Source organism: Bradyrhizobium sp. LTSP849 (assembly GCF_000938255.1).
Taxonomy (GTDB): Bacteria; Pseudomonadota; Alphaproteobacteria; order Rhizobiales; family Xanthobacteraceae; genus Bradyrhizobium.
Genome location: NZ_JYMR01000010.1, coordinates 109,055 through 120,517, shown reverse-complemented (window position 1 = coordinate 120,517; position 11,463 = coordinate 109,055). Strand labels below are relative to the sequence as shown.

The window sequence follows — 11,463 nt, the reverse complement described above, 5'->3', positions numbered from 1 at the left end:
GACAACGTGTTCAAGAGCATGACCGCTGATGAGTATATTGGGCAAAGAGTTAATCAGTTTGCAGATTGGTACGACAAGAAAGCGGTTTCTGCGAAAAGCGCGTATCTCAGATTGAAGACCGCTTCTGTTGTGGGAGCGCTCATCGTACCGATCAGCGCTAACGTCAGTTTCGCTGCATATGATGCATACCGGACGGGCGTAATCACCGTCCTTAGCCTCCTTGTCAGTATTTCGGTCGCGCTTGATGGAGTGTACCACTTCGGGGACCAGTGGAAGAATTATCGGTCGACTGAACAATTCCTATCGCGTGAAAAGTTCTTATTTCAGACTGGCGAGGGTCCCTATAGGAACATGTCTCCCGAGGACGCATTCTTGTTGTTTGTTGAGCGGTGCGAGGGGCAGATTGCTTCCGAGAACTCCGCTACCTTGAACGTGATAATCAGCGCGAACCAACCTACTTCAAACCCTCCGGAAGGCCGGATTTAACTGCTGTGATAGAATCTGAGACATGACAACATCTGCCGGGCTAGCGATTGGCGTCAGCGGTCACCAAAGTCGACCGGGTATTGATTGGGAGTGGGTTTCCTCTTCGTTGCGAAGTGAAATCGTCAAGTCGGAGCGGATCGTTAAAGCGTATTCTTCGCTTGCCGTGGGAAGCGATCAGATATTTGCAGAGATTGTCCTCAGCCTCGGCATCTCCAACATAGCAGTCCTACCGCTCGCCGGTTACGAGCGGTATTTTGAAGGCCCCGACTTGGCGACGTATCGGCGCCTTCTTGGCAGGTCGCAGCGAGTTCAGCTCAAATGGAGCGGCGACTCGCACCGCGCATTTTTCGAAGCCGGAAAATATGTGGTCGATAACTCGAACGTCCTGTTTGCAATTTGGGACGGCAAGCCAGCCGACGGGCTTGGTGGTACAGCCGACATCGTGCACTACGCTGGAAAAAGACCTTGCAGAATCGTACAGATCAATCCCATCGAAAAGGAAATACGAAGAATGGACTAAAGCAAGCGGGTAGGCCCTGCCAGAAACGCTAAATCCTGCCATCGTTTGCCAGGCGCCAATAGTATCGGCCTGTCGCCGTCAGTCGACAAGCTTTCGATTCCATAGCCGCATTGTACATGTGGATGGCTCCGACCGGCGCAACCAGATGAACTCGATACAGTGCTTGTAGATCGTTGAACCGATCAACGTTGGCGGGTATCGCGATCGGAGACGTGCTTTCGAAGGACGGGTCAAGTGCATGGTCTTCCGCTGGAAGCGGAAAGATGCTTGGCAAATTCTGCAAAATAGTACGCGGGATCGGTGGAGTGCTCCGGCGCAATTCAAGGACGTTCGACAGGTGCGCTTTAAATAGGGGACGTTGATCCCACGCGCCAAGCGCAGCTTCGACAAACGCATAAATTGCTGGAGCACTTACTTGTCCGAGCAAATTCGCGGCGCCCCCTTCTAGGGCATCAATGACAAGAGAGGTAAAAACTCCACCGCCACTGGTTTCCACCGACGGTTGATTGCCTCGGCCTGCTGTTAAGATAGAAATTCCTTCGCGGAGGATAGCTTTAGTGTTGTCCACGATTGGCGGATTACCCAATCTGCCGGAAAAGCAGCAATCTAGTAAAACCACTATCTCTTTAGCTTTTGAGTCGTTCGCCAGCTTCAGCACATCGCTCATTGCAACGCCCTCGTCATACGTTGCAGCATCTTGTGTCACGAGATAGCCATCTAGATTGTTGATAGTACCGTGACCCGAAAAATGAAGCAGCGCGACGTCTGCCGGCTCGTCAAACAACTGATGCAACTGGTCCCGCAGAACTGGTCGTGTAACAACGTTTTTGTCACCAATGGGCGCGACAATCGTTCTGCAGTCGAAGTTGCGACTAGTGTCGGCATGCCTACTCAACAATGTGCTCAAACGCTTCGCATCGTTCACGCACCCACGAAGCGCACCGAACTCATATTCGTCGACACCAACACAAAGGGCGCGACGCACGTTAGCGGTTCCCGGCGATTAGGGATTTTAGGTTATCCCACGTCCATTTATAGATTTTATCGCTGTCTTTGGCGGCTTTGGGCTTCTTACATACAGTGCCAGAATAACCGTTGAGCAGAAAATACGGAATCTTTTCCTCTTGCGCTATTGTGATTTCGGCACTTACGCCAGTGGCAGTATCAGTGTGCTCACCACAGATGACCGCAACCAAATCAACGCCCTTTATGCGGCGCCGAGCTTTGTCCTTCCAATTTCCTGAAAGCGGTTCTTTGATTGACCAATCCGCTAGTTCGAAAGGGGTGTCATCGTTTTTCGATTGGCCCACAAGAAACGTTTTCAATATTTCGTCGTGATCGTAATCGAAGCTGATGAAGACTCGTTTTTTGGGCATTTAGCCCCCCCTTTCTGAAATGTCGGCGATGCGGCGAGGCATTTTGCGGCCGTTGGTTGACTTACGTTACCTTAGGTTGAGCAACGCGTACAAGCTTGATTAGGCATTGAGAGAGGAGTTGTGCCCGGACCTTGGGCCTCCACGGGCACCGACGGCCGTGATGATGATCGCCAGGGGGCCTATCCGAAAGAAAGCTTTTGCCGGCTGCTCATCGCCCAAGGATCGGTGCCTCCGCAAAATTTACGCTGGCGCGTCCGTTCCCGTCGGCGAGTGCACACACAACGTGTGCGTTTCCGCCGAGTAGACCTACCCCTTGTTCCTTCGATGTCACCGTGAACGACCAAACATCCAATCGCGGTCAGTTCGCAGAGCATGCGGAGTTGCAGATAGCAAAATTCGATGGCGCTTCGTTCTGGCAAGTTGGTCCGACCGCTCAAGGCCACGTTGATGCAATCTATTCTGACCTTTGTTTCTTCGAGGATAGACAAGTACAGCCTAATGGCCCCGTTTTGCGCGTCAGTGGGCATGTTAGAAATCGTAGGTCATGATCAGAGGCAGCTCGTCAACCTTGGCGCGGGCTTTTGCTTTCACAAGCGCGCTTTCCCATCGTCCATTGGTTTCAATGGCAAAGACGCTGTCGGCGACTTTGAACTTGCCATGCCGCGAGCAATCAAAGCCCTCCGAGTCCCCAGTCTTGGGAAGTCTCTCGGCTTCAGCACCACAAATCGGACAATTATCCATAAAGCCCTCTCAATCGTACCAATCTTTTCGATCGCGCGGCAGCACACGGCCCCGCGCGTAGCCCGGCGAAGCAAGCTCCTCTAGGCGTCGCTCAAGGAATTCGTTGGCGACAATCAGCGCCTTCACCGCTTCCCGTGCGTCGCCGCCGCATGCCTCAATTGCATGATCGGCCGCCGCTTCGAGGCGGTCCGGAGCGAGGTGGCTTTTGGTGGAAGCTGGCATCGGGCAATTGTGCCACGCTTGCCTAGTGTTCGCAATTTGTTCTTTTGACCGCGTGGCGACAGATGCGGTCGAAAATTTATTTTATGCGCGGAGAAGTTGGACAATTCGGAAGTTTCTTTGAGCGAATTCAACAGTCGCCTTGCTGGCTGATAGGGCAATTCGCCCTATATGTCAATGACTTAGCTGAAAACGGACTTGCTATTTGTCGCCGTTTTGGATAGGTTCCTCCCACGAAGGCTCCGGCGAGTCTTCTGTGAGGGAATCCAGATGAATATGCATGTTGATGCACCGGTTTCCGGTGGCGAGGAGCCGTGTCTCTTTGAGGTTGGCGCTTACGCCCGAACGTCGGACGGGATCGTTTGCGTCATCGGCGGCAGTGAAAAGGGCTACGAGGTCACGCGAACCGAACGCGATGAAGAGTGCTTTTACCGAGCCGATGAACTCTCACCTTGGTCACCACTGCCCGGTGACCGGGTTGTGGAAGCCGGCAACGAAAACTGTGCGGCTGGCGTCGTCATCGACGTTGATAGCGGCACGTCACAGGTGAAATGGCCGCACTTCAACCGGCTGCTCAATTGGGACAACGCGCATTTAGAACCGGCGTGGAGCCAACGTTAGAGGCAAGCTCGATTGCCTACCGCTCGTGCGATTTAGCGCGAGCGGCTTTCATTTTGAGAGGAGACATTTTGAGAATGCCAATTGCCGCGAACGATAATCAGAAACCGATGAAGCTGCTTCGTTATTGCGATCTGCAAGAGATGCGAGGGATTGGATACACCCGACGTCACCTGTACACGCTTGAGGCCGAACGTAAGTTTCCAAAGCGCGTGCCGCTCGGTGAGAACCGAGTCGGCTGGATCGAATGTGAAATAGACGACTGGATTAAAGAGCGAGCTGCTCGCCGTGTTGCCTAAAATCAAAGAGGCCGCCCGGAATGGACGGCCTCTTCTTTATGGTCGTGAAGTTATGCGAGACGACCGAACCGGAACGCGAACAAGAATGCCCAACGTCCGACGCGACCCGCAGCGAGGATGCGCATAGGGTGCTTCCTTTCTGCTCTAGATCAGCTCCGCCTAGAGCGAAAAAATTCGTCAGGGGTTGAGCTTGGTTTGGACCCGGCTCCAATTGTTTCGGTCATGGCAAGCTGGCTCTCTCAGTCCTAGGCGGATAGCGAACCGGGAGACTCGTCCATGAATTCAGTAACGACCAGTATCGCAATACTTGGTCGCTGCCACTTGCGACCGCAAGCGCATCATTTGAGAAAATTAGGAATCGCAAGATCGAAAGGCCGGACTTGTTAAGCTTACGCGTGCAGCCAAAAAAGACCAATGCTTCCCATATGCTTCCCATATCTGGGGCAGCGCAAAGAGCTGGGAAGCAGCCGCTTCTAAGTCATTGAAAAGATTGGTGGGGGAGGCAGGACTCGAACCTGCGAAGCCATGAGGCGGCTGATTTACAGTCAGCTCCCTTTGCCACTCGGGACACTCCCCCGCTCGACGGCAGCACAATCGGGCCGGACCTTGCCGGCGGACCGAAGACGGCCATGGAACGTGAAGGCCGCGACAGCCCGGATGGGGGCGCGACCGGGCGCGGTTATCGGCGAAGCCGTGGGGTAAAGTCAACCGAGGCGAACAGCTAAAATGGCCCTCGAAGGCACCCAAATTGCCATATTCCGGGACCCGTGACACAAGCGAGCCCATGAAGGATCGAAAATTCATCCCCAGGGGACCCCGCGGCGGGGCTAAGCCCTTCAAGAAACCGGGAAAATCGGCGGGCCGGCCGGCCTGGCGCGACCGCGATTCGCAGGTTGACGGGCCCGTCATCCTCTACGGCTGGCACACCGTCACCATGGCGCTCGCCAACCCGCAGCGGCAGATCCGCAAGCTGACGCTGACCGAGAATGCCGCCCGGCGCCTGGCGGACGAAAATATCGAGACCCGTATCGCGCCGGAGATCGTCCGGCCGCAGGAGATCGACCGGCTGCTGTCGCCCGACGCTGTGCACCAGGGCCTGCTCGCGGAAGCCGATCCTCTGCCCTCGCCTGACATCGAGACGTTGGCGCAGGAAGGCATGGTGCTGGTGCTCGATCAGATCACCGATCCGCACAATGTCGGGGCGATCCTGCGCTCGGCCGCGGCGTTTGCGGTGAAGGCGATCGTCACCACCGCCCGCCACAGCCCCGAAGCGACCGGCGTGCTGGCGAAGGCCGCCTCCGGCGCGCTTGAGCTCGTGCCGATGATCACCGTGCAAAACCTCGCACGCGCGCTGAACGAGCTGAACGACAGCGGCTTCCAGACCGTTGGTCTGGACAGTGAAGGGAGCGAGGACCTCAGTGACGTCGTGCTGCGCGAGCCGCTCGCGCTGGTGCTGGGCGCCGAAGGCAAAGGCCTGCGGCAATTGACGCGCGAAACATGCAGCGTCGTGGCGCGGCTCGACATGCCCGGCGAGATCAAGAGCCTCAACGTGTCGAACGCCGCCGTGCTTTCGCTCTATGTCGGCGCGAGTCGTCTCGGGCTGATGAAGCGGTAGAGCGTTTTCGAGCGGAGTCGATATCGTTCCGAGTTCATCGGAGCGGGCTCCAGAAAAACAAAACACCCGTCCGCATCAGGCGGACGGGTGTCTCGTTAGTTCAACCGATCAAGCGATCAGTAATAGCGGCGCAGCACGCGGTGGCCACCATAGTACGGCATGTGGCGGGGAGCGTAGCCATAGCGCGGACCGTAGCCGTAATGCGGGCGCGGCAAATAGCTGTAGCGCGGGCCGTAGCCATAGCGATGCGGACGATAGTACGACCGACGATAGGGATAGGCAGCCGGCTCTTCGACCGCAGCAGCGGCGCGATAGCCGTAACCGTAGCCGCGGCCATAACCGTACTCGGCGGGCGCAACGACCGCGTCCTCACGATAGGTCGGGTGCGGCGCGAAGGCGCCCGGGCCGGTGTAGGTCGGGCCCTGGTTGACGTAATAATACTGCGAGGTCGGCTCGGCGAGGCGCTCATAGCCATAGCCATAGCCAACGCCATAGCCGCCGCAGCCGGTGTTGCAGCCGGAATAGACCGGTGCAACCGGCTGGCACGGGTTGAAGCCGCAGGCCATGGCGGGCGCGGCCCCTGCAATCATCACGGCAGCTGCCGCGACCAGTCCTGAAATCATCTGACGCATTACTCTCTCCTGTTGATTTCCGTTTCGTTGGATTTTGACGTTTTTTAACCGGGTGGCTTGGCGAGCCCCTCGGCACGTGGTCGCCGCCGATGGTGCTGCGGATCGGCATTGATTTGGGGTGCAAGGATCACCGGCGGCGGATTGACGGGAACGTCCATCTGCGGCGGCAACGGCGCGGATCGCGCGCTCCAGCTCTCGTGATAGCTCTCTGCGGGCTTCGGCAGCTTGCGGTTCGCGGGCGGCTCGATCTCGAGGCGGCCGTAACCCGGCTGCAGCCCCGAGCTCGGATAATAGTGCCCGACATCGGAGGGCTGCCGCTCCGCAACGTAGCTCCCGCCATAGATCGTGGGCTGCACCTGAACGTTCTTGCCCAGGCCCCAGACGCCTTCGACGACGGCGTAGGATGCGTCGATATTGTTGATGATGATGGGAACACCGGGGCGGCCGGGAACGACGATATCGAAGCCGCCGCCGGCAAAAGCCGTCGCGGGCAGTCCGATCAGAAAGGCTGCAAGCGCCAAAGCGCGCATGGAAGGATCCCGGTTGTCCAGAACACAACCTATCCGATTGCGACGGACAGAGGGTTAAGGCCTCCTCTCCAAATGCCGGTAAGCCTAACGCACATGGGGCGATAGCAGCTCAAATGCCGCGAGGTGCACTAGCGAAGCGTTAACGAGACGCAAACCCATCGCACGGGCCGCAGCGCACGCGGTTGCGCGGCACAGACTGCACATCCTGAACGGGCTCACGTCGATGTGACCCCGCATGCGAGAAACCGCGGAACGACTGCGAGATGTCGCACTTAGCACAGGTCTCAACAACATGGAGGAAATGCCATGACGAGCCTGAAGCATCTCGGCTTGGCCGCAATCGTTGCGTCCACGCTTGCCACACCTGCCTTCGCGCAAACCATGACCGACAATTCGGGCCGCTGCACGGGACTCTTCCAGGATCCCAATTGCCAGAATCTCGGCGCCGCCAATCCCACCACCGACCGTGGCTATCGCCGCCGGCACATGGCCCATCGGCAAGTGAACCAGGATGATGGAACACAATCCGGATTCTGGCCGCTCGACACAGCTGGCGCGGTTGCCGGCGCTGCTGTCGGCACCGCGGCAACGGTCGCAGCCGCACCGTTCCAGGGCTGGGGCAATTCCTACGCGAGCTATGATCGCAGCGGCCCCGGCTGGTACGGCAACTGGGACGCCTATGCCGCCCGCAACGGCATCGTGTGCAGGCCCGGCACCTGGTTCAAGGGCGAAGACGGCCGGCAGCACCTCTGCCAGTAGGCCCGCAGTCAGGTCAAATGGTTCAGGCGGTCCAACGGGCCGCCTGATTCATGCCTGAGAACGGCCTGCCAGGTTCTGGCACTTTCTAAACAAGTCTGGTATTGCGACGCGCGGGCGCAGACAGCTCCGGCGCATGGCCGGCCCTGCCCCTTTCCAGCGTCGCCGGCTTAGCTCAGCGGTAGAGCAGCGGTTTTGTAAACCGAAGGTCGGGGGTTCAATCCCCTCAGCCGGCACCAGCGCTCGACGCGCCGCGCTCAGTCTGAAGTCTTGCGCGCACTACCTTGTTGAAGATGCTCGACGCCAGCACCGTTGATCTCGACCCAGCCATGTTTCGACTGTTCGAAAACCGACTTGATCGGAGCGGGGAAATTCGGGTCCGCGATGGCGCCGACGGCAACGCCGATCATCGCCGGTAGATTGTCGGCTTTCCAGTATACCGTTGAGCCGCAGTCGGGACAAAAATAGAAGCTGACCTTGCCGCCGCTCTCGGCGGCACGAACATATTCCTTCGGCGTGCCTGAGATCGTGACGACCTCCGCCGGGTAGAAGGCACCGACGCCGAACGGCGCGCCGGTTCGTCGCTGGCAGTCGATGCAGTGACAGGCCGCGACGAGGTTGGTCGGCCCCGGAAGCGAAAGCGCAATGGTGCCGCAACTGCATCTGGCATCTGTCATGCGCACACCCTCCGAATTTCGCCGCCGCTACCGCGGTAAGTAGAGAAAGCGCCCGTTCTCTTCAGAAGAAATGGCCCGCGAACCGCCGTGCGTCTCTCGTGCCCCGGACGCAGCGCGGCGCCCCTTCGGCGATGCGCTGCAGAGCCGGAGTCCATCTATCAGCAATCTCCTGTGTCAACATCTGGGTCCCAGCTCTGCACCGCTTCGCTTCTCGCTGCGGCGCGTCCGGACGCGAGAGTTGAGTCGCGCCTCACCCTCACTCCTTCCCCACCTCGAACGCGAGCAACACATTTCCGGCGACGCCGCTCCACTGGCCGTAGCCGGAATTGGTGTAGAGCATGCCGTCGGCGATGACTGGCCCTGGGCCGTCGATCGCGCCGCCATGGGCGGGAACGCCGTTCACGGCCGTATAGTCCTGCGCGGTGTCGAACTCCCACAGCAGCTTGCCGTCGGCGGTCGCGTAGGCGCGCATGTGACCGCTGACGCCACCGGAGAACACGACACCAGGGATCACGCTGACCGCGGCCGAGAGCGCGGGACTGCATTGCGGGCGATCGCTGCAAGGCACCGGCGGCACTTCCATTGCAATTTTTCCGCTGGCGAGATCGAGGCCAAACAGGCCACCGCCTTGCGTGGAGTCGAGACGCCTTGTGCCGTCGCGCAGGAAGCGCACGTCGGAATTCGCGACATAGATGCGGTCCTGATCGGCCGCCGAGCCCCACTCGCTGCCGCCAAGCGCGCCACCCTTCCCGATCCGTGTCTGCCAGAGGATCTTGCCGTCGTCGTCGGGATCGAGCGCGTGCACGACGCCGGATTTCTGCGCGATGACGAGCATGCGCCTGCCGTCGCGCAAGGTGACAAGGATCGGCGACTGGCCGAAATCATGATCAGGCCCGTGGTCGTCGGGACAATTGGTCTTGTCCGCGCCGTAGCATGCCACCACATAGGCATCCTTCGGCGTCGCCTGCTGCTTCCACAACAGTTTTCCTGTCGCCAGATCGAATGCCAGGACCGCATCGCTGGTTGCAGACGGCGGATTCGAATAGGAATTGCTGGTGGCGACATAGATCGCGTTGCGCTTCACGTCGATCGTCGGCGCCGACCAGATCGCCGCACCGGACGGTCCGAACAGCTGCGTGCCTCTGGCATTCATGCTGGTCGGGTGCGGCACTTCGGGGATGGTGTAGGCCTGCCAGACCGGCTTGCCGGTCGCGGCCTCCAGCGCCACCACGCTGCCGCGGAAAGTGCAGCATTCGTAAGTGGCTTGCGAGCCGGCGGCTTCCTCGAGCGAGGAGACCGGGACATAGAGCATGCCGACATGAAGCACCGGCGCGCCGGTGATCCGCGCAGCCGTGTGCTCCTCGACCTTCGTTTTCCAGATCAGTGCACCCGTCAGCGCATTCACGGCATAGGCGTTGGCCCTGAGATCGCCGAAATAGATCGCGAACTGATCGCTGCCTGCGAGCGGCGCGACCGTGATCGCGGCGCGCACTGCGGCATCGGTCGCAAACGTCCACAGCGTGCAGCCGCTTTTGGCGTCGAGTGCATGCACCTTGCGGTCGGTGCCGCCGATGAACAACAAACCGCCCACCACCGTCGGCGGAGCAAAGGACACCGAGGCGCCAGGAAATGCATAGGCCCATTTCAACCGCAAGCGCGGCACTTGCTCCGCGGAGAGGCCCGCCATGTCCGCCGGCTGGAAGCGGCTGTTGTTGAGATCGACGCCCCACCCGTTCCAGCGCGGTCCGTCGATTGCTTGGGGAAAGCCGCTTCCCGGCTGCGTGCAAAGCCCCTGCGCACCAGCCGCAGCGCTCGGCGCGGCCTTGCCGGTGACGAAGGCGGCAATCGCGCGGCGTTCCTCGTCGCTGCGTTCCTTCGCCATCGGCGCCATGCTGCCGGTCGCAAGTGTTCCCAGCACATGCTCGAACGACATCGCCTGCATGGCACCGCGCGCCGGCACACGGCTCTGGGCATCACCGGCGTCGTGACACTGCGCGCAGTGCGTGGCGTAAAGCACCGCTCCGTCCTGCTGCGCTATCGCCGGAGAACAACACCCAAGCAAGATGGCGACGGCGGCGCTCAGCTTCATGGCGGACTCCGGCATTGTAACCGTGACACGAGATCGCTTTATGCAACCCAAAGTATATTGCAAGCGCGATCGCAGAGGCAAGGGACGGCGCGCCTGCGCCTGTTACACCTGCGTTGCACCACCACCGCCAACAGGCAGTTCATCCAGCCCAAGACTCTTGCCGCCCCAGCCGCCACCGCCCTCCTCGCAGTGCTCGTTGACCAGTTCGCGCGGCGCCGCCAGTTGAACGGTGCCTTCGCCATGTTGAGCGAGCCCAGTCGCCGTCCTCGCAATCGAGGTTATCCTCCCACTCCGGAAATGTCGTGACGAGCAGGAATTGCGCACCATTTGCTCAAAAGCGGGCGACCGCCCGGGCGATGTTCAGAAAGCTCAGATGCACGAGGCAGTCCCGGCACAGAATCACATCGGCGCGCGGCAACACATCGCGCGTGATGTCGGCAACCAGGAAGCGGCCGGACAATTCGCCGCGCGCCACACGCTCTCTGTTGACCTCGATCAGCGACGGTACGATGTCGATGCCGGTGTAGTCGACATTCGCTGAAGGGCAGCATCTAGTCGAGCTCGGCAAGTCGGTCGGCGCCGAGACCGAATTCGTACCCTATCCGGGCAAAGCCCACGGCTTTGATTTCTCCGACACCCGCCCGACGACATCAGATGCGATCGATCGCGTCACGAAATTCTTCCAGGCGAAGCTCGCCACCTGACCGCGCCAGCTCATGGGGACGGGGACTGACCACAGATTGGATCGGAGTCCAACATGAGGTAGAGTGTACCTCGCATGGAGCCCCATACCAGCCGCGAGAGCGCGAAGATCATCGCCGGTACCGTCGCAGCCGTTGTCGCGACGGTCTTCCTTTTCGCGGTCGCGATGGCTCTCTTGCTGCCGCAATAGGATCTGCGGCTCC

13 protein-coding genes, 2 tRNA genes and 1 pseudogene are annotated in these 11,463 nt (G+C 59.7%); 7 read left to right on the top strand and 9 right to left on the bottom strand.

What is annotated here, in order from left to right; genetic code table 11:
• The first annotated feature begins 6 nt into the window (after positions 1 to 6).
• Both UB31_RS08575 and UB31_RS08570 read left to right on the top strand, forming a co-directional pair.
• Positions 7 to 486 (top strand): DUF4231 domain-containing protein, encoded by a 480-nt coding sequence (locus tag UB31_RS08575; protein WP_197090787.1) that lies wholly within the window; start codon positions 7 to 9, stop codon positions 484 to 486.
• Between the two features lie 22 nt (positions 487 to 508).
• A complete protein-coding gene (locus UB31_RS08570) occupies positions 509 to 1,006 on the top strand; it encodes a hypothetical protein (protein WP_045010554.1) in 498 nt (165 codons plus the stop codon).
• Between the two features lie 28 nt (positions 1,007 to 1,034).
• Here the strand turns inward: UB31_RS08570 and UB31_RS40295 are convergent, their stop codons facing one another.
• The 3 genes from UB31_RS40295 to UB31_RS08560 form a co-directional block, all read right to left on the bottom strand.
• Entirely contained in the window at positions 1,035 to 1,991 is a 957-nt protein-coding gene (locus UB31_RS40295) for a caspase family protein (protein ID WP_082078443.1), read from the bottom strand.
• Between the two features lies 1 nt (position 1,992).
• Positions 1,993 to 2,382 (bottom strand): TIR domain-containing protein, encoded by a 390-nt coding sequence (locus UB31_RS08565; protein ID WP_045010553.1) that lies wholly within the window; start codon positions 2,380 to 2,382, stop codon positions 1,993 to 1,995.
• Positions 2,383 to 2,910: 528 nt separating this feature from the next.
• On the bottom strand, positions 2,911 to 3,123 hold the full coding sequence (locus UB31_RS08560; RefSeq protein ID WP_045010552.1) for a hypothetical protein: 213 nt from the start codon (positions 3,121 to 3,123) through the stop codon (positions 2,911 to 2,913).
• Positions 3,124 to 3,612: 489 nt separating this feature from the next.
• Between UB31_RS08560 and UB31_RS08550 the strand changes: the two genes are divergently transcribed.
• Both UB31_RS08550 and UB31_RS40290 read left to right on the top strand, forming a co-directional pair.
• Complete coding sequence (locus UB31_RS08550) at positions 3,613 to 3,963, top strand: hypothetical protein (RefSeq protein WP_045010550.1); 351 nt, start codon at positions 3,613 to 3,615, stop codon at positions 3,961 to 3,963.
• A 74-nt stretch (positions 3,964 to 4,037) separates the two neighbouring features.
• Entirely contained in the window at positions 4,038 to 4,259 is a 222-nt protein-coding gene (locus UB31_RS40290; RefSeq protein WP_082078442.1) for a helix-turn-helix transcriptional regulator, read from the top strand.
• 491 nt (positions 4,260 to 4,750) lie between these two features.
• Here UB31_RS40290 and UB31_RS08545 read toward each other — a convergent pair.
• A tRNA-Tyr gene (locus tag UB31_RS08545) sits at positions 4,751 to 4,836 on the bottom strand.
• 207 nt (positions 4,837 to 5,043) lie between these two features.
• Between UB31_RS08545 and rlmB the strand changes: the two genes are divergently transcribed.
• On the top strand, positions 5,044 to 5,874 hold the full coding sequence (gene rlmB / locus UB31_RS08540) for a 23S rRNA (guanosine(2251)-2'-O)-methyltransferase RlmB (RefSeq protein WP_045010549.1): 831 nt from the start codon (positions 5,044 to 5,046) through the stop codon (positions 5,872 to 5,874).
• Positions 5,875 to 5,990: 116 nt separating this feature from the next.
• Here rlmB and UB31_RS08535 read toward each other — a convergent pair whose 3' ends face one another.
• Both UB31_RS08535 and UB31_RS08530 read right to left on the bottom strand, forming a co-directional pair.
• Positions 5,991 to 6,506, bottom strand: a complete 516-nt coding sequence (locus tag UB31_RS08535) for a hypothetical protein (protein WP_045010548.1) — start codon at positions 6,504 to 6,506, stop codon at positions 5,991 to 5,993.
• 44 nt (positions 6,507 to 6,550) lie between these two features.
• Positions 6,551 to 7,036, bottom strand: coding sequence for a hypothetical protein (locus UB31_RS08530; protein WP_045010547.1), 486 nt, complete (start codon positions 7,034 to 7,036; stop codon positions 6,551 to 6,553).
• A 306-nt stretch (positions 7,037 to 7,342) separates the two neighbouring features.
• Between UB31_RS08530 and UB31_RS08525 the strand changes: the two genes are divergently transcribed.
• Both UB31_RS08525 and UB31_RS08520 read left to right on the top strand, forming a co-directional pair.
• Positions 7,343 to 7,795 (top strand): hypothetical protein, encoded by a 453-nt coding sequence (locus tag UB31_RS08525; RefSeq protein ID WP_045010546.1) that lies wholly within the window; start codon positions 7,343 to 7,345, stop codon positions 7,793 to 7,795.
• A 161-nt stretch (positions 7,796 to 7,956) separates the two neighbouring features.
• Positions 7,957 to 8,031: transfer RNA gene (locus UB31_RS08520), tRNA-Thr, on the top strand.
• An 18-nt stretch (positions 8,032 to 8,049) separates the two neighbouring features.
• Here the strand turns inward: UB31_RS08520 and UB31_RS08515 are convergent.
• The 3 genes and pseudogenes from UB31_RS08515 to UB31_RS08505 form a co-directional block, all read right to left on the bottom strand.
• Positions 8,050 to 8,469, bottom strand: coding sequence for a GFA family protein (locus UB31_RS08515; protein WP_045010545.1), 420 nt, complete (start codon positions 8,467 to 8,469; stop codon positions 8,050 to 8,052).
• A 256-nt stretch (positions 8,470 to 8,725) separates the two neighbouring features.
• Positions 8,726 to 10,558 carry an outer membrane protein assembly factor BamB family protein gene (locus UB31_RS08510; RefSeq protein WP_045010544.1) on the bottom strand — a complete coding sequence of 611 codons (1,833 nt, stop codon included), beginning with the start codon at positions 10,556 to 10,558 and terminating at the stop codon, positions 8,726 to 8,728.
• Positions 10,559 to 10,660: 102 nt separating this feature from the next.
• Positions 10,661 to 11,093, bottom strand: a pseudogene (locus UB31_RS08505) (class I SAM-dependent methyltransferase); the annotation flags it as partial.
• Positions 11,094 to 11,463: the final 370 nt, after the last annotated feature.